The sequence below is a fragment of the Hydrogenibacillus schlegelii genome, assembly GCF_001653195.1.
GTDB lineage: Bacteria > Bacillota > Bacilli > Thermicanales > DSM-22653 > Hydrogenibacillus > Hydrogenibacillus schlegelii.
This window is the reverse complement of sequence record NZ_JXBB01000005.1, coordinates 1-17,210: the sequence shown is the minus strand read 5'-3', so window position 1 is coordinate 17,210 and position 17,210 is coordinate 1. Positions and strand designations below refer to the sequence as shown.

General features: G+C 66.8%; 17 protein-coding genes and 2 pseudogenes. All 19 read right to left on the bottom strand.

The genetic code is table 11. The features are described 5' to 3' along the window. Positions 1 to 79: 79 nt before the first annotated feature. The gene (gene panC / locus SA87_RS02680; RefSeq protein ID WP_066198815.1) at positions 80 to 949 is read right to left on the bottom strand and encodes a pantoate--beta-alanine ligase; all 870 of its coding nucleotides are present in this window, start codon (positions 947 to 949) and stop codon (positions 80 to 82) included. Between the two features lie 113 nt (positions 950 to 1,062). After that, entirely contained in the window at positions 1,063 to 1,911 is an 849-nt protein-coding gene (panB, locus tag SA87_RS02675; protein ID WP_281180916.1) for a 3-methyl-2-oxobutanoate hydroxymethyltransferase, read from the bottom strand. A 466-nt stretch (positions 1,912 to 2,377) separates the two neighbouring features. Further along, entirely contained in the window at positions 2,378 to 2,614 is a 237-nt protein-coding gene (locus SA87_RS02670; RefSeq protein ID WP_066198812.1) for a ferredoxin family protein, read from the bottom strand. Positions 2,615 to 2,717: 103 nt separating this feature from the next. Continuing rightward, positions 2,718 to 3,644 (bottom strand): RsmE family RNA methyltransferase, encoded by a 927-nt coding sequence (locus SA87_RS02665; RefSeq protein ID WP_066198806.1) that lies wholly within the window; start codon positions 3,642 to 3,644, stop codon positions 2,718 to 2,720. A gap of 128 nt (positions 3,645 to 3,772) precedes the next feature. Continuing rightward, entirely contained in the window at positions 3,773 to 4,630 is an 858-nt protein-coding gene (gene prmA, locus SA87_RS02660) for a 50S ribosomal protein L11 methyltransferase (protein WP_066198803.1), read from the bottom strand. A gap of 226 nt (positions 4,631 to 4,856) precedes the next feature. Beyond that, complete coding sequence (dnaJ, locus tag SA87_RS02655; protein ID WP_066198799.1) at positions 4,857 to 6,005, bottom strand: molecular chaperone DnaJ; 1,149 nt, start codon at positions 6,003 to 6,005, stop codon at positions 4,857 to 4,859. A gap of 182 nt (positions 6,006 to 6,187) precedes the next feature. Next, positions 6,188 to 8,017, bottom strand: coding sequence for a molecular chaperone DnaK (gene dnaK, locus SA87_RS02650; RefSeq protein ID WP_066198795.1), 1,830 nt, complete (start codon positions 8,015 to 8,017; stop codon positions 6,188 to 6,190). Positions 8,018 to 8,080: 63 nt separating this feature from the next. Then, on the bottom strand, positions 8,081 to 8,950 hold the full coding sequence (locus tag SA87_RS02645) for a nucleotide exchange factor GrpE (RefSeq protein WP_066198790.1): 870 nt from the start codon (positions 8,948 to 8,950) through the stop codon (positions 8,081 to 8,083). Positions 8,951 to 9,014: 64 nt separating this feature from the next. Then, positions 9,015 to 10,046 (bottom strand): heat-inducible transcriptional repressor HrcA, encoded by a 1,032-nt coding sequence (hrcA, locus tag SA87_RS02640; RefSeq protein ID WP_066441060.1) that lies wholly within the window; start codon positions 10,044 to 10,046, stop codon positions 9,015 to 9,017. A gap of 75 nt (positions 10,047 to 10,121) precedes the next feature. Continuing rightward, the gene (hemW, locus tag SA87_RS02635; RefSeq protein WP_066441061.1) at positions 10,122 to 11,354 is read right to left on the bottom strand and encodes a radical SAM family heme chaperone HemW; all 1,233 of its coding nucleotides are present in this window, start codon (positions 11,352 to 11,354) and stop codon (positions 10,122 to 10,124) included. 181 nt (positions 11,355 to 11,535) lie between these two features. Beyond that, complete coding sequence (lepA, locus tag SA87_RS02630) at positions 11,536 to 13,371, bottom strand: translation elongation factor 4 (RefSeq protein WP_156423449.1); 1,836 nt, start codon at positions 13,369 to 13,371, stop codon at positions 11,536 to 11,538. A gap of 140 nt (positions 13,372 to 13,511) precedes the next feature. Next, positions 13,512 to 14,399: a M48 family metalloprotease gene (locus SA87_RS02625; protein ID WP_066198787.1), complete on the bottom strand. Its 888-nt coding sequence runs from the start codon at positions 14,397 to 14,399 to the stop codon at positions 13,512 to 13,514. 18 nt (positions 14,400 to 14,417) lie between these two features. Next, positions 14,418 to 14,966: a LemA family protein gene (locus SA87_RS02620; RefSeq protein ID WP_066198785.1), complete on the bottom strand. Its 549-nt coding sequence runs from the start codon at positions 14,964 to 14,966 to the stop codon at positions 14,418 to 14,420. 103 nt (positions 14,967 to 15,069) lie between these two features. Further along, positions 15,070 to 15,774 carry a thiolase family protein gene (locus SA87_RS02615; protein ID WP_281180917.1) on the bottom strand — a complete coding sequence of 235 codons (705 nt, stop codon included), beginning with the start codon at positions 15,772 to 15,774 and terminating at the stop codon, positions 15,070 to 15,072. 37 nt (positions 15,775 to 15,811) lie between these two features. After that, positions 15,812 to 16,084, bottom strand: a complete 273-nt coding sequence (locus SA87_RS02610) for an integrase core domain-containing protein (RefSeq protein ID WP_066198780.1) — start codon at positions 16,082 to 16,084, stop codon at positions 15,812 to 15,814. Positions 16,085 to 16,165: 81 nt separating this feature from the next. Then, entirely contained in the window at positions 16,166 to 16,414 is a 249-nt protein-coding gene (locus SA87_RS13875) for a hypothetical protein (protein ID WP_082718108.1), read from the bottom strand. Positions 16,415 to 16,474: 60 nt separating this feature from the next. Then, positions 16,475 to 16,543 (bottom strand): annotated as a pseudogene (locus tag SA87_RS14330) (hypothetical protein); the annotation flags it as partial. A gap of 214 nt (positions 16,544 to 16,757) precedes the next feature. Further along, positions 16,758 to 17,012 (bottom strand): hypothetical protein, encoded by a 255-nt coding sequence (locus tag SA87_RS13420; protein ID WP_169793246.1) that lies wholly within the window; start codon positions 17,010 to 17,012, stop codon positions 16,758 to 16,760. Positions 17,013 to 17,085: 73 nt separating this feature from the next. Next, positions 17,086 to 17,210 (bottom strand): annotated as a pseudogene (locus SA87_RS12535) (transposase); the annotation flags it as partial.

Here is a 17,210-nt window from a genome sequence, read left to right as displayed (position 1 = left end):
CCCGACGTTCGTCGCTTCGATCTTAAAGCGCGAGGGGCGCCTGCGACGGGGGCCGCCGCGAAGCTTTCCGGCGCCCGCCTCAGGCGGGGGGCACCGCGACGCGAACGTTGTCGATGAGCCGCGCGGTGCCGAAAAAAACCGCCGCCGCCACGAGCACCGTCTCCCCGGGAACGAGCTTCGCCGCCGGGGCGATCGGGCGAAGATCCGGCCACCGGACGAGCTCCACGTAATCGATCCGCGCCGTTTTGGCCGCCGCGATCCGGGTGCGGACCCCTTCGAGGAGGACGGCGGCCCGCCGCTCCCCCGACCGGATCGCTTCCGCCGCCCAGGCGAGGGCCCGGTAGAGGACCGGTGCCTCCGCCCGCTCTTCCGGGGAGAGATAGACGTTCCGGGAGCTCATCGCCAGCCCGTCGGGTTCCCGGACCGTCGGCACGGCGACGACCTCAACGTCAAAGTCGAGATCGAACGCCATCCGCCGAATAAGGGCGAGCTGCTGCGCGTCTTTTTCGCCAAAATAGGCCCGCGTCGGCCGGACGCGGTGAAAGAGCTTGGCGACGACCGTAAGCACGCCGTCAAAATGTCCCGGGCGGCTCCGCCCGCAGAGCCCCGCCGCCATCCGGCCGGCCTTGAGGCCGACCTCCGGCGGCTCCGGATAGACGTCCGCCACCGGCGGATGATAGACGATGTCCACGCCCCGCCCGGCGAGAAGCGCCGCGTCCCGCTCGAGATCGCGAGGGTAGCGCTCGAAATCTTCTCCGGGGCCGAACTGGAGCGGATTGACGAAGATGCTCACGACGACGACGTCGTTTTCTTGCCTGGCCCGATCGACGAGGGCGAGGTGCCCCGCATGCAGGTAGCCCATCGTTGGCACCAAACCGATGCTCCGGCCGGCCGCCCACACCGGCCGGAGGGCCGTCTGAAGGGCCGACCGGCTCTCGATTCGCTTCATCCGCCCACTTCCTTTCCTGCCGCCGTTCTCGACCCCGTTCCCATCGTCCGCCGGAACTCGACCGCGGCCATCGGCCGCCGAAAATCAATCGCGCCTTCCCGGACGGCGGGCGATCAGGCGCCGGCGTCCGATCCCGGCCCGGCCGCCTCTCCCGGCACCGCCTCGACGGGAAGATAGGCGTGGGCCGCCTCCGGAAACCGGCCGCTCCGAACATCGTCGGCGTAAGCCCGGATCGCCCCGACGATCACCGCGTCGAGCTCGGCGTAGCGCTTGACAAACCGCGGCGCCCGGCCCACGCCGTACCCGAGGAGATCGTGATAGACGAGCACCTGGCCGTCGACGAACCGGCCGGCCCCGATGCCGATCACCGGAACCGGCACCGCCCGGGCGACCGACCGGCCGACGGACTCCGGAACCGCTTCCACGACGAGGGAAAACGCGCCCGCCTCGACGAGGGCCCTGGCATCGGCGACGATCCGCTCCGCCTCCGCGGCGCTTTTTCCCTGGACGCGGTAGCCGCCGGTGACGAGGACCGTCTGCGGCAAAAGCCCCAGGTGGCCCATGACGGGGATGCCGGCGGCGACGAGGCGCCGGACGAGCGGCGCGACCTCGGCCCCCCCTTCCAGCTTGACCGCGTGGGCGCCCCCCTCCTGAATGAGCCGTCCCGCCGCCCGGAGGGCCGCCTCCGGCGCCTCATGGGCCCAAAGAAAGGGCAGATCGGCGACGGTGAACGTCTCCGGCGCCCCGCGCCGGACGGCCTGCGTGTGATGGACCATCATTTCGAGCGTGACCGACACCGTCGAGGAAAAGCCGAGCACGACCATGCCCAGCGAATCGCCGACGAGCAAAAGGTCGACGCCGGCGGCCTCCGCCAGCCGGGCCGACGGCGCGTCGTAGGCCGTCAGCATGACGATTTTTTCCCCGCGGTCTTTTTTGGCCTTGAGCGTCTCCGGGGTCTGCACCGCCTTCGCCTCCTCAACAAAAAATCGCCTTACCCGCGCACGCCGGGTTAAGGCGACCCGTCTTCCCGATGGTCGTCTCCGTCCGACGGCTCGGAGCGCTTGTTCCGGCCGCTTCGCCGGGGCATCGGGTGCAGCGCTTGCCGCCCCGCCCGGACGAAGTTCCGGGGTGTCTTTCATTATATCACAAACCGTCCGCCTCGCTAAAACGCCCGACGACCGGCGCTGCCGCCTCTCCGCCGTCGATCCGAACGGCGCCGGGACGACCCCGTCACGCCGACACCGGATGCCCGTCTCGAGACAAAAAAAGCGGCGCTTTCCGCGCCGCCGGCCTCCCTTCCGGACCGCTCCCCCGATCGTCCCTGCCGGCCGCGCCGTCGTTCGGGCGGGTCGGCCCGGTCGCCGTATGTATGTGCATAAAATCACATATCCACACGGTGAGACATCTTTCCCTTTTCCCGGGATACGCTCACTTCTTAAAGAAGTCTCGGTTTTTCTGGATGTAGGACTTCCACTCTTCCGGCACGAAATCTTCGTGGTAGATCGCGGACACCGGGCAGACCGCTTCGCACGCGCCACAGTCGATGCACACGTCGGGGTCGATGTAGTACTGGTCTTCCCCTTCGTGGATGCAGTCCACCGGGCAGACCTCGACGCAACTCGCATCTTTGGTCCCGATACACGGCTCGGTAATGACGTAGGCCATCGTCGACCTCCCTTTCGCCTTCGCTTCGTCCGGACGGCGGCCGGCCATCCCTCGGCGCCGCCCGGACCGCCGATCCCGAGGAGCCGGCGTCGTTCGAACAGCATTATAGCAATCCTCGGAAGCGATGACAAGCCTGCTTTTTCCGATCATCCGGCGGGGGGCCCTCCGAGGTCGCCGCCCCGGCGCCGGAAGCCGCTTCTTGCAACAGGCAGAGCAGGGTCACGGCGGCGATCGCCGCCGTCTCCGCCCGGAGGATGCGCCGCCCGAGGCCGATCGGCTCGGCACCGAGCGCGCATAAGGCCGCCCGTTCGGCATCGGTCCAGCCGCCTTCCGGGCCGACGACGACGAGGAAACCCGGCGCGGCGGAGCCGGGAGCGTTCAAGTTCGCAACGTCCGAAGGGACGGCCTCGAACGGCTGCCGAAGATCCGGCGCCGGGCGGTTCGGAAGGAGGCGGGCCAGGAGGTTCGGGGCGCCGGTCAGCGCCTCGTCGGCGAAGTAAGCCCGGACGCCGGCCAGCCGTCCGGAAAGTTCCGCCTTGAGCGCCTCGACCCAACCGTCCGCCGGAAGGAGGGGATGGAGGGCCGGCAGCCGGCTCCGGCCGCTCTGTTCTGCCGCCTCTTTGGCGATCTTCCGCCAGCGCGCCTCCCGCCGGCGGACGGCTTCCGGCCGCTCCTCGGCCGGCCGGACGACGCTCCGGGCGGCGACGAACGGGTAAAACGCCGTGATGCCGAGCTCCGTCGCCTTGGCGACGATCCAGTCCATTTTGTCGCCTTTGAGGAGCGCCTGAACGAGGACGAGGGGGGCCGGCGGCTCGCCCGCTTCCGGAAGCGTTTCAACCGGCGTCGCCCAGACCGCCTCCGGCGTCACCCGCTCGAGCCGGGCGCGAACGCGCCGGCCGGTTCCGTCGAACACTTCGATCGTCTCGCCGGGGCCAAGGCGCATCACCCGGGCGATGTGGCGGGCATCGTCTCCGGAGATGACGATCCGCGCCGGTCCGATCGCCTCCGGCGGCACGTAATATCGCTGCACTCAGGGCCTCCTTTCCGCGCATTCGCCGTGTTCCCGGGTCTCGGCGACCCCGTTCGTCGATCTCCGGACGAGCCAAAACGCCGTCCGTCCGCCCCGGATGGGGATCGCTCCGACCGGGTCCGCCTCGCCTACGGCCGGACGGCCCAGAGCGCCGTCCACCCGTCGGCGGAAAGCCGCTTAAGCTCGATGAGCCCGTGGGCGAAAAGAAGGCGCGCCATCCGCTCCGCCTCCGCCTCGATGATCCCCGAAAGGACGATCCGTCCGCCGGAGCGAAGGCGCGGGACGGCCTCCGGGACGAGCCGCTCGTGGACGTCCGGAAGGATGTTGGCCACGAGGAGGTCAAACGGCCCCGTCTCCCCGGCGACGAGATCGCCGGCGCGCACGGTGACCCGGTCGGCGACGCCGTTTCGCCGGACGTTTTCCTCGGCGACGGCGACGGCCACGGGATCGACGTCGATCGCCCGGACGGAGGCGGCCCCGAGCTTCGCCATGGCGATGGCGAGGATGCCGGTTCCGGTCCCCACATCGATCGCCGCCTCGCCCGGCCGGAGGGTCGCCTCGATCGCCCGGAGGGCGAGGATCGTCGACGGATGGGTCCCGGTCCCGAAGGCCATCCCCGGCTCCAGCCGGATGACGATCCGCCCGTCCTCCGGCGGATCTTCCCACGCCGGAACGATGATGAGGCGCTCCGACACCGGCACCGGCCGATAGTACCGCTTCCACGCTTCCGCCCAGTCGTCTTCCCGGGCCCGCCGCACGGTCACGGTGCCGGGTCCGGGGTCCAGGCCGAAGCTTCTTAAGCTCCGCACCTCCTCCGCCAACGCTTCAAGGCGCCCTTCCGCTTCTTCCGGCAGGTAGGCGGTGACGACGACCGCTCCGTCCGCCTCCCCGAAGACGACGCCCCGGGCGCCCAGCGCCATCAGCCGTTCCGCCACCGCCTCGTGGGCTTCCGCCGTCGTGGCGACGGACACCTCCAGCCAGTCCATCTTCGTCTCCTTTCCGCCCGTTGTCGCCGGAAGACCTTCCCGGGTTTTCCGGCGCCGCGCGTCACCCGGCCCCTCGGCGCCGCCGGTTGCCCAAGCCCTTCGAAGGGCGCTCCGCCGACTTTTTGCCGCTCCGCCGAAAGCGGCGCGCTCGAGCGCCGCCTTTTGCCTCAGGCCGCGGCAGGGCGATCGGCGAAAGCCCTGCCGAATCCGGTTTGCAACCGGGCGGTCAGTCCCCCCGGAAGGCGCGTTTCATCTTATCGAAAAACCCTTCCGAGGCATCCGCTCCTCCATCGTCTTCGTCCGGAAAGGCCTCCCGAAGAAGCTTTTTCTGCCGCTCCGTAAGCTTGGACGGCACCCGCACGATCACCCGGACGAGGAGATCGCCCCGACCCCGGCCGCGGACGTCCGGAAATCCCTTCCCCCTGAGGGAAAAGACGGTATGCGACTGCGTCCCCGGCGGGATCGTGAGCCGGGCCTTTCCGTCCATCGTCGGCACGTCGATCTCCCCGCCCAGCGCCGCCCGGAGAAACGAGATCGGCTGCTCGAGGTAAAGGTCGTTTCCCCGGCGCTCGAAGCGGGGGTGCGGCCGGATGCGAAACGTGAGATACAAATCCCCCGGCGGGCCGCCGCGGTGCCCGGCCTCCCCTTCCCCGGCGACGCGGAGCTCGGTCTGTTCGTCGATGCCCGGCGGAATGCGGACCTTGACCGTCTTCTTCCGCCGGACCCGGCCCGTGCCGCGGCAGGCGGGACACGGTTCGGCGATGACCCGGCCGCTCCCGCCGCACGTCGAACACGTGCGGCGGGTGACGATCTGACCGAACGGCGTCCGCTGCACCGATTCGACGGTGCCGCGGCCGCCGCACGTCGGGCACGCCTTCGGCGCCGTGCCGGCCCGGGCGCCGGTTCCGCCGCAGGCGTCGCAGACGTCGTCTTTTTCCAGGTCGAGGTCGACCGTCTTGCCGAAGTAGGCGTCTTCAAAGTCGATCGTCAGCGTAAGCCGGAGATCCCGCCCCGGCCGCGGGCCGTCGGCCCGCCGGCCGCGGCCGCCGCCGAAAAACATGTCGATGAGATCGTCGAAGACGCCGAAGTCGCCCGCTCCGGCGTCAAATCCCCCGAACCCGCCGGGCCCGCCGGCGCCGCCGGCCGCTTGGGCGCCGGAGACGCCGGCGTGGCCGAAGCGGTCGTAGGCGGCCCGCTTTTCCGGATCGGAAAGGACTTCGTACGCCTCGTTGATCGATTTAAATTGTTCTTCGGCGTCCGGGGCCTTGTTGACGTCCGGATGGTACTGGCGCGCCAGGCGGCGGTACGCCTTTTTGATCTCCTCGGGGCTGGCATCCCGGGAGACGCCGAGCACCTCGTAGTAGTCCCGCTTCACCGGATCTCACCTCCCCCGACCGACGGCCCGGACGACCCCGGGCGCCGACCGAACGAACGGCCGACGTTCCCCGGCGGCCGACCGGCCGCCGGCGCGGCCCGTCTCCGAGACAAAACGGCGCTTGGGACGGCGCCCAAGCGCTCAACCTCCCGCCGGGACGAGGGGTCCGCAAACGAAAAGCGTTACGCCCTTCCGTCTTCCTTTTTGACCTCCTCGTACTGGGCGTCGACGACGTTGTCCCTGTTCGCCCCGCCGCCCCCCTCGCCGCCCGGGGAGGTTTTCGCCTGCTCGTACAGCTTCGTCGTCAGGCCGTGCAGGACGGCGGTGAGGGCGTCTTTCTTCGCCCGGATGGCCGCCTCGTCGTCTTTGCCGAGCGCTTCCCGAAGCTCCCGGATCGCCGCCTCGGCCTTTTCCCGGTCGTCCGCCGACACCTTGTCGCCGAGGTCCTTAAGCGTCCGCTCGGTGGAGTAGATGAGCTGGTCCGCCTCGTTTTTGAGTTCGATGAGCGCCTTCCGCTTTTTGTCTTCTTCGGCGTACTGCTCGGCCTCTTGGATCATCCGCTGGATCTCTTCTTCGCTGAGGCCGCTCGAGGCGTGGACGGTGATTTTCTGCTCTTTGCCGGTGGCGAGGTCTTTCGCCGAGACGTGAACGATGCCGTTGGCGTCGATGTCGAACTTGACCTCGATCTGGGGCACCCCCCGAGGCGCCGGCGGGATGCCTTCGAGGATGAAGCGACCGAGGGACTTGTTGTCCTTCGCCAGCGGCCGCTCGCCCTGGAGGACGTGGATCTCGACGGACGTCTGGTTGTCGGCGGCGGTGGTGAAGATCTGGGAGCGGCTCGTCGGAATGGTCGTGTTCCGCTCGATGATCTTCGTAAAGACGCCGCCCAGCGTCTCGATGCCGAGGGAAAGGGGCGTGACGTCGAGGAGGACGACGTCCTTCACCTCGCCGGCCAACACCCCGGCCTGGATCGCCGCCCCGAGGGCGACGACCTCATCGGGGTTGATCCCCTTGTACGGCTCTTTGCCGATGAACGCCTTGACCGCTTCCTGAACGGCCGGAATGCGGGTCGAACCGCCGACGAGGATCACCTTGTCGATGTCCTGAGGCTTGAGCCCGGCGTCTTCGAGGGCCTGCCGGAGCGGCCCCATCGTCCGCTCGACGAGGTGCCGGGTGAGCTCTTCGAACTTGGCCCGGGTGAGGGTCATCTCGAGATGCTTCGGCCCGCTCGCGTCGGCGGCGATGAACGGGAGCGAGATCGTCGTCGAGAGCATGCTGGAAAGCTCTTTTTTCGCCTTTTCCGCCGCCTCTTTGAGCCGCTGAACGGCCATCGGATCTTTGGACAGATCGATGCCGTGCTCTTTTTTGAACTCGGCGATGAGATGGTCCATGATCGCCTGGTCGAAATCGTCGCCGCCCAGGTGGTTGTCGCCGCTTGTGGCCTTCACTTCAAAGACGCCGCCGCCGATCTCGAGAATGGAGACGTCGAACGTGCCGCCGCCCAAGTCGAAGACGAGGATCGTCTGATCGTCCTCCTTGTCGAGGCCATAGGCGAGGGCCGCCGCCGTCGGTTCGTTGATGATCCGAAGGACCTCCAGGCCGGCGATGCGGCCGGCGTCCTTCGTCGCCTGCCGCTGGGCGTCGTTGAAATAAGCCGGCACGGTGATGACGGCCTTCTCGACCTTTTCCCCCAGATAGGCTTCGGCGTCGTCCTTGAGCTTCTTTAAGATCATGGCCGAGATCTCCTGCGGCGTGTATTTCTTGCCGTCGATCTCGACCTTGTAGTCGGTGCCCATGTGCCGCTTGATCGAGAGGATCGTCCGGGTCGGGTTGGTGATCGCCTGCCGCTTCGCCGCCTCGCCGACGATCCGCTCGCCGTCGGGCTTGAAGGCGACCGCCGACGGCGTCGTGCGGCTTCCTTCGGCGTTCGGGATGACGACCGGTTCGCCGCCTTCGAGGACGGCGACGACGGAGTTGGTCGTGCCGAGGTCGATGCCGATCACTTTGCCCATGCTCGTACCCCCTTCTTTCAGCGATCGTTCAGCGATCCGTCCGACCGACGACGCCGATCTCCGCTACGATTCGACGACCTTGACCATCGCCGGACGGAGAAGCTTGTCGTGCAACCGGTAACCCTTCTGCAGCTCCTCGGCAACGGTGCCGGGCGAAAGGCCTTCCGCCTTCGGCACGAGGCCGACGGCGTGGTGGACCGCGGGATCAAACGGCTGCCCGACGGCTTCCACCGGACGGACGCCGACGGCGTCCAGCGCCTGAAGCAGCTGGCGATACACCATGTCGACGCCGTCGACGAAGCCGCGAAAGACGTCTGCCGGCACCCCCCCGGCGCCCGTTCCGACGGCCTTCGCCCCGGGGGGCTCCGCCTTTTCTCCGCCGGCGCCGAGATGGGCCACCGCCTGGGCGAGGGCCCGCTCGAAGGTGTCGAGGATGGGCAAAAGCCGCTCCGCCAGCGGCTCGGGGCCGTAGCGGATCAGCGCCTCCCGTTCCCGCTGCTGCCGCTTTTTATAGTTGTCAAAGTCGGCGGCCAGGCGGACGTACCGCTCCCGCCATTCGGCGGCCTCCCGTTCCGCCGCCGCCTTCTCCGCCAGGACGCCGGCGCACGGGTCGGGCGCTTCCGCCCCCTCCGGTTCGGCCGCCTCTCCGACCGCCCCCTCGCCGGAGGGCGCATCCGGCGGTGCGCCGGAGGGGGCGTCATCCCCGCCTTCGACGGCTGAAGCGGAGTCGCCCCCGGCGGCCCGGGCGAACCCTCCGTCGGAGACGGCGGCCGGCGCAGGCCCATCGCCGGCGGCCTGCGCGGAACCCGTGCCGGAAGACTCGGCCGGCGCTTCGCCGGCGGCCGGTGCGGGGCCCTTGCCGGCGCTCGGCGCGGGGCGCTCGCCGGGCGCCGCGTCGTAGGGCGCCTGGTCTTCTGAGCGTCTTACGTCCATCGGCCGTTCACCTCAACAGACGATCCCGAGCGCCCTCGCGCCCGGGATCGAAGGTTTCCGTCGCCTACCCTAAGCCGCGCTCCCTCCAGGCGTCGAAGATGAACGAAAGCGCGGACAGAAGCCCGATCGCCTTGGCGTAATCCATCCGCGGGGGACCGATGATGCCGATGGTCGTCCGCTGCCCCTCGCCGACGGTGAGCGTCGCCGTGACGAGGCTCAGCGGACTCCCGAGGCCGAGGACGTCCTCCAGACCGATGTGAACCTGCACGCCGTCTTCGACCTGCCGGAGGACGGTAAAAAGCGGCTCCTCGGCTTCAAACAGTTTCAAAAGCTCCCGCACCCGGTCGACGCTCCGGAACTCCGGCTGGGCGATGATCTCCGTCGTGCCATCGACGATGAGCCGGGCCTCTTCCCGGGGGTGAAGGAGCGCCTCGAAAAAGCGCTCCGCCCGGAAGAGCGCCTCCCGGTTCGATTCCATCGCCTGCGCCAGCAGCCGGTGGATCTTCGGCGCGAGCGTCGAGATCGCCGCGCCTTTGAGCTCGGCGTTGATTCGTTCGACGAGATGGGCCAGATCCTCCGCCGAAAGGCCCTGGGGCAGCTCGACGACCTTGTGTTCGACGTGGCCGGTGTCGGTGACGAGGACGGTCACCGCCCGTGCTTCGTCCAGCGGGACAAACTCGAGCTTCACCAGCCGAGCGGTGAACACCTCCGGCCCGAGGGCGACGACGGCGTAGTGGGTAAGCTCCGCCAGGATCGCCGCCGTCTTCCTGAGCGCCTCCTCGATCGCAACGGAACGGGCGTAGAAGCGCCGCTCCAGCGCTTCGACCCACGCCCGGTCGATCGCCTCCGGCGTCAGCAAATGATCGACGTAGTAGCGGTAGCCTTTGTACGAAGGGATGCGGCCGGCGGACGTGTGGGGCTGCTCGAGGTAGCCCATCGCTTCCAGGTCGGCCATCTCGTTCCGGATGGTCGCCGGGCTCAGGTTGAGCCCCGTCAGGCGGGCGATCGTCCGGGAGCCGACCGGCTCCGCCGAGCGAATGTAGTTTTCTACGACGGCCTGGAGGATGGCGCGTTGCCGTTCGGTCAGCACGGCCATCACCTCCCGACGTTAGCACTCGGACGGAACGAGTGCTAACTCATTTCCAAATGTACCAGACGACCGCCGCCGTTGTCAACGGTCATCGAACAAAAATTCAGCGAGCACCGCGTTCATCACGGGACGGACCGCCTCCGGCAGCCGGATCCCCCGCGCGTCGATGACGATCAGCCCCTCGGCCTCAAGCCGCCGGAGGACCGGGCCGTAGACGTCTTCGAGGTCGACGCCGAAGCGGCGGCGAAACGCGTCCCGGCGGACGCCCTCGGCGAGGCGAAGCCCGAGGAACATCGTCTCCTCGATCGCCTCCCGCCGACCGACCGGCCGAACCTCGGTGCGGAATTCCGAAAGCGTCCGGGCTCGGACATAGCGGGGAAGAGACGGCACGTTCGCCGTCCGGACGCCGAAGGCGTAACCGTGGGCGCCGGGGCCGAAGCCGAAGTACGGCCGATTGTTCCAGTAGGCGAGGTTGTGCCGCGACCGGCCGCCGGGGCGGGCGAAGTTCGACACTTCGTACGGTTCGAAGCCGGCATCCCGGGCCGCCGCGGCGACAAAAGCGTACATTTCGACCACCCGATCGTCGTCGGGAAGCGGAAGCGCCCCGGCCGCCTGCATCCGGCCGAAACGGGTCGCCTCGGCGACTTCCAGCGCGTACGCCGAGAGGTGATCGATCGGAAGCCCGAAGGCCCGCCGGACGTCCGCCGTCCAGCCTTCGAACGTCTGACCCGGCAGGCCGTAGATGAGGTCGAGCGAAAGGTGAACAAACCCCGCCTCCCGCGCGGCCAGGACCGCCGCCTCCGCCTCCCGGCCGGTGTGCCGACGCCCGAGCGCCGATAACTGCGCATCGTCAAACGTCTGCACACCGATGCTCAGCCGGGTCGTCCCCCGGCCGCGAAGCCAGCGGAGGAGGGCCCGGCCCTCGTCTCCGACGAGGCCTTCCGGATTTGCTTCGACGGTCCATTCCATCCCCGGCGCCCGACGGGGAAACGCCCGCTCGAGGAGATCGAAAAGCCGCTCCAGCGCCGCCGGTGAAAGCGCCGTCGGCGTGCCGCCGCCGAGATACAGCGTCTCGATCGGAAAGGGATAGGCACCGCCGTACGGCGCGAGGACGAGGGCGAGCTCCCGCTCGAGCGCCTCCAGGTAGAGCGCCTCCCACGGCGTCCGCGGCCCGACGAAAACGGCAAAGTCGCAGTAATGGCACTTGGCGCCACAAAACGGGACGTGCACATAGACGTGCCGCGGCGCCGCCTCCGGAGCGAACCCCGCCGGGTCGGCCGTCGCGCCCCTCTCGACCGCTCCCGGATCCGGCACCGTCTCCCCCCTTTCGCGCCCTTCGGCGAAGCCGGCTCGCAAAGCCCATCCCGCGCGGATGGACCGACGGCCGCGGCCGATCGCCCTTCGGCCGGGAAGCGCCGCCAAGCCGTCCCGCCCGTCGCCGGCCCGGCCGATGCGCGGCGCCGGCGACCGGCCCCCGACCCGGACCGAAGCTTGCCTAGCCCCCGTTTCGGCCGCCCTCGTCGACCTGGAGCACGGCAATAAACGCCTCTTGCGGGATCTCGACGCTCCCGATCGCCTTCAGGCGTTTTTTGCCTTCTTTTTGCTTTTCGAGCAGCTTCCGCTTCCGGGTGACGTCGCCGCCGTAACATTTGGCGAGGACGTTTTTCCGGAGGGCCTTCACCGTCTCCCGGGCGATGACGCGGCTTCCGATCGCCGCCTGGATCGGAATTTCAAACAGCTGCCGCGGGATGAGCGTCTTCAGCTTTTCCACGAGCGCCCGGCCGCGGTAGTACGCCTTGTCCCGGTGGACGATGACGCTCAGGGCGTCGACCGGTTCGCCGTTGATGAGGATGTCCATCTTGACGAGGTTCGACGGACGGTAATCGGCGAGCTCGTAGTCGAAGGAGGCGTAACCGCGGGTCCGGGATTTGAGCTGGTTGAAAAAATCAAAGACGACTTCCGCGAGGGGAAGGTCGTAGACGAGCTGCACCCGGTTCGGCGTCAGGTAATCCATGGACTGAAAGACGCCCCGCTTCTCCTGGCAGAGCTCCATCACCGCTCCGACGTGGTCGTTCGGGACGAGAATCGTCGCCCGAATGAACGGCTCTTCGATCGCCTCGATGAGGCCGGCGTCGGGCATCTTCGACGGGTTGTCGACCTCCCGCACTTCGCCGTTTTTGAGCTTGACCCGGTAGACGACGCTCGGCGCCGTGACGATGAGATGGAGCCCGAACTCCCGCTCGAGGCGCTCCTGGACGACCTCCATGTGTAAAAGCCCCAAAAAGCCGCAGCGAAACCCGAACCCAAGCGCCTGGGACGTCTCCGGCTCGAAGGTGAGCGCCGCGTCGTTCAGCTTTAATTTTTCCAGCGCGTCCTTTAAGTCGTCGTAGTCGTCGGAGTCGACCGGATACAGCCCGGCGAAGACGACCGGGAGCACCTTCCGGTAGCCCGGGAGCGGCTCCGCCGCCGGCCGGCGGGCGTGGGTGATCGTGTCGCCGACGCGGGTGTCGGCGATCGTCTTGACGCTCGCGGCGACGTAGCCCACCTCGCCGGCGGAAAGTTCCTCGACCGAAGTCGGTCGGGGCGCGAAGACGCCGAGCTCCGTCACCGCGTGCACCTTGCCGGTGGCCATGAAGAGGATCTCGTCGCCGATGCGAATCGTCCCGTCCTTCACCCGGATGAGGGCGACGACGCCCCGATACGGGTCGTAAAACGAATCGAAGATGAGCGCCCGAAGCGGCGCCTCCGGGTCGCCGGCGGGCGGCGGGATTTTGGCGACGATCTGCTCGAGGATCTCGTCGACGCCGATCCCGAGCTTGGCCGAAGCGAGGACCGCCTCCGAAGCGTCGAGGCCGATGACCTCTTCGATCTCCCGCTTCACCCGCTCCGGATCGGCGCTCGGGAGATCGATCTTGTTAATCACCGGGAGAATTTCCAGGTCGTTTTCCAGGGCGAGGTAGACGTTGGCGAGCGTCTGCGCTTCGATCCCCTGCGTTGCGTCGACGACCAGGAGCGCCCCCTCGCAGGCGGCGAGCGACCGGGAGACTTCGTACGTGAAGTCGACGTGGCCGGGCGTATCGATCAGGTTGAGGACGTAGCGCTCGCCGTCTTTGGCTCGGTAGTGGAGCCGGACGGTGTTCAGCTTGATCGTGATGCCCCGCTCTTTTTCGAGCTCGAGCTGGTCGAGAAACTGGTCTTCTTTCTCCCGCTCGCCGATGGCGCCGGTCGCCTCCAGCAGCCGGTCGGCGAGCGTCGATTTGCCGTGATCGATGTGGGCGATGATGGAGAAATTCCGGATCTTTGCCTTCGGCACGCGTTCGATGTCCGCCATCCGCGTTCCTCCTGCGACCCCCACCGTTTCGGCCCGCGGCCCGGCAATTCGCGGACCGGGATCGGAATGACCGAATGAATGATTTATTATACCACAGACTTCCCCTTCGGCGCCGCCCGGTCGCGGGCCCGGCCGGAGCCTCACATCGCCTCGAGCCGCCGGATGCGCTCCTCGATCGGCGGGTGGGTGCGGAACCACCGCTTGACGTCGCCGAACGGGTTGACGAAATAAAGGTCCGCCGTCGCCTCCGTCGCCCGAGCGACCTTGGCCGGCGCCTCTTTGAGGCGCGTCAGAGCCTTGATGAGCCCCCGGGGATTGCGGGTGAAGTTCACCGCCTGGGCGTCGGCGTAAAACTCCCGGTTGCGCGAAAGGGCAAACCGCGTAAGCTGCGCCGCCAGCGGCGCCAGAAACAGCACCAAAAGCGCCAGAAGGAGAAGAAGGGCCTCCGGGCCGCCCCGGTCGCTCCGGCGCCTCCGCTCCCGTTCTCCGGCGCCGAACCAGAGGAGCCTCCCGCCGATGTCGGCCAGGAGGACGATGACGCCGACGAGAGCGACGGCGAGCGTCATGAGGCGGGAGTCGCCGTTGTGCAGGTGGGCGATCTCGTGGGCGGCAACGCCTTCCAGCGCCTCCCGGTCCATGATCCGAAGGAGCCCCGTCGTAAAGGCGACGGCTCCCCGATCCGGCGCAAAGCCGACGGCAAAGGCGTTCGGCGCCTCGTCGTCGACGACGTACACCTTCGGCTTCGGCAGCCGGGCGGCGAGGGCGACCTCCTCGACGACGTGATGGAGCTCCGGCGCCTCGGCTTCCGTCACTTCCCGGGCGCCGGTCAGGGCGATCACCTGCGCCGACGCCGTAAAATAGGTAAGCGGCAGATACACCGCCGCAAACAAAAGCGCACCGGCGAGCCCGGCGCGGACGTCTCCGAAGAGCGTGCCTAAAGCCCAGCCCGTCGCCGCGACGAGGGCGACGAACACGACAAAAAGCGCCGCCGTCCGCCGGCGGTTTTGCCGGAGCGCCTCATAGAGCATGGCGATCCCCCGCCCGCCTCACGTGAACCTGACCTGCGGCGCCTCCCGCTCCGCCTCCGGGATGGCAAGAAGCTCCATCGGCCCGAAGCCGAACATCCCGGCGATGAGGTTCGTCGGAAACGACTCCCGCCGGATGTTGTATTCGGCGGCGGTCCGGTTGTAAAGCTGCCGGGCGTAGGCGATTTTGTTTTCCGTCGTCGCAAGCTCCTCCTCAAGCCGGAGGAAGGTCTCGTTCGCCTTGAGGTCCGGGTACGCCTCGGCCAGGGCGAAAAGCTGCCGGAGCGTTCCCGTCAGCGCATTGTCCGCCTCCACCCGCTCCACCGGCGAGCCGCTGATGAGGCGGCTTCGCATCTCGATGACCTTGGCGAGGGTTTCCTGCTCGTACTGCATGTAGCCCTTCACCGTCTCGACGAGGTTCGGGATGAGGTCGTGCCGCCGCTTGAGCTGCACATCGATCTGGGCCCAGGCTTCCTTCGCCCAGTTGCGGTAGCGGACAAGGCCGTTGTAGCCGGCGATGACGTAAAGGACGAAGAGGACGAGGACGCCGAGCAAGATCCAGCCGATCATCGGAGCGCTCCTTTCGAGGCCCGGTGGTCATCTTCCTGGTTTTCAGTATACCATACCGCCGGAACGCGGGTGAACAAAAGAAAACGCGCAACCGTTCTGTTCTTTAATTTCGCGACACCATGCCGGCGATCCCTTGACCGCCGCCGATGCAGAGCGTCGTCATGCCATATTGCACGTTTCTCCGACGCATTTCATGGAGGAGCGTGACCAGAATTCGCGCTCCGCTCGCCCCTAAGGGATGTCCCAGCGCGATCGCGCCTCCGTTTACGTTTAACACCGCGTCGGGAATTTCAAGTTCCCGCTGCACGGCCAACGTTTGAGCGGCAAAGGCTTCATTCACTTCAACGAGGTCAAGACGATCCATTGATAACTCCGCTTTCGTTAACGCTTTACGCGCTGCCGGAATCGGACCAAGACCCATGAACCACGGATCGACGCCGGCACCGGCATGGGTTAAGAGCACGGCCAACGGCTTTAAGCCGAGCGCCTCTGCTTTGGCATCGCTCATGATCACCAACGCGGCCCCGCCATCATTTAAACCCGACGCATTGCCGGCCGTCACCGTGCCGTTCGGCTTAAAAGCCGGAGGAAGGCTGCGGAGTTTTTCCAACGTCGTATCCGGGCGCGGATGTTCGTCGTTTTCTCTCCATAACCACTTCACCACGTTCATTTCGAACGGCCACCGGGACAATTTCTTACTTAGAGAAGAGAAAAGGCCGCGCTCCATGGCTCGCGCCGCCTTTGTTTGGCTCGACAGCGCAAATCGATCTTGTTCCTCACGCGTGACCTCGGAACCGCGCCCCTTGATTTAGACACTTTGTTCGGTCTCCCTATGTGATTCAGACCTAGCTTGTGCTCAGGGCTTCTTTAAGCGTTTCTTGGAGCGTTTTGTACCGCAGGCTTGAATGCAGCCGATGCTCGTTGTAGGTCCGGATCCGTTCGGCCAAAAGCGCATCGAGGGCTTCGATGCTCCTTGCTTCAAGCAGAAGGTCTTGATGCTCTGCTTTGAAACGCGAGAAGAAGGATTCGACGATGGGATTTCCCTTCGGTCCCCGCAGGCTGTACGACAGTCGCTGCCCTTCTTCGAGCAGGAGATGACCGACCCACGCGTGACTCAAGAAGGCGCCGCCCTGATCGTGATGGACGATGGCTTTCGGGCGCTCCCTCTTTTGGGTCAGGATGAACGCTTTGGCCCGTCTTCATGCCTGAAGCGCCGTCCGAACATCCGGCGAGAAAGAGAAGGCATATCCGATCACCATGCGGGTCCGATGGTCCAGAATCGGCAAAAACCAAACCTTCCCGCCGCCATAGACGAGCTGCGTGAAATCGGTGGTGAGCCCCTCAAAGGCGTCCGGTTCCCGTTCGGAAAGAAGGCCAAAGGCGAGATTCGCCCGTTCCTTGGCCAGAACGACTGTCTCGAGCAGCGGATTGGGCTTCGGCTTTCTCACCTTTCGCGTGAGGGAAAGCTCAAACGTGTGGAGAAGACGACGGACCCGCTTTCCATTGACGACCATTCCCCGTCGCCGAAGCTCGGCCTCGAGGCGGCGATCGCCGGACTCCGGATGTTCCCGAAGGATGGCTTCGATCTCAGCTTTGAGCGCTTCGTCTGCCAGAGCCCGTCTCTTTTCGGTCTCCTCTCGCTTTTTCTGGTAATACCACGTCGCTCGTGAAATGCGAAGTGTCTTGAGGAGAACCGGCAGGGGAGCCAGCCGCCTGGCCAGCGCCTCTTGCGCCAGACGGATGCGCTCCTGAAGCGGAAGTTGATCTAGCTCCCCTGCCCGAGGAAGTTTTTTAGGAGCGCGATTTCGACCTCCTTTTTGCCGAGGAGCTGTTCCAAATCACGAATGCGCTTCCGGGATCCTCTCTTTGTTTGGGGGGTTCAAGGAGCTCAGCGCCTTTTTCCAGGAGGGTAAGCTTTCCCTTCAAGAGGGTATTCGGATGAACGCCGTATTCCCGGGAAAGTTCAACGAGCGTTTTTTCGCCTTTGATCCGTTCCAAAGCCGCTTTGAATTTGATGGAGCCGGGGATGGATTTTGTGCGTTTCACGAGTCGCCCCTCCTTTGACAGAAGGATACAACATAGTTTTAGCATTTGTCCAGTCTGAGGGGCGCATGACCGCCAGACGCAACACCGACGCTCGATTCGGGAAAATCCCCACAACGTCCATCCGCCGACGCATCTCTCGGTTCAGGCGCTCCAGGGGGTTCGTCGAGCAGATCTGCCGCCAGTGCTCGAAAGGGAGCG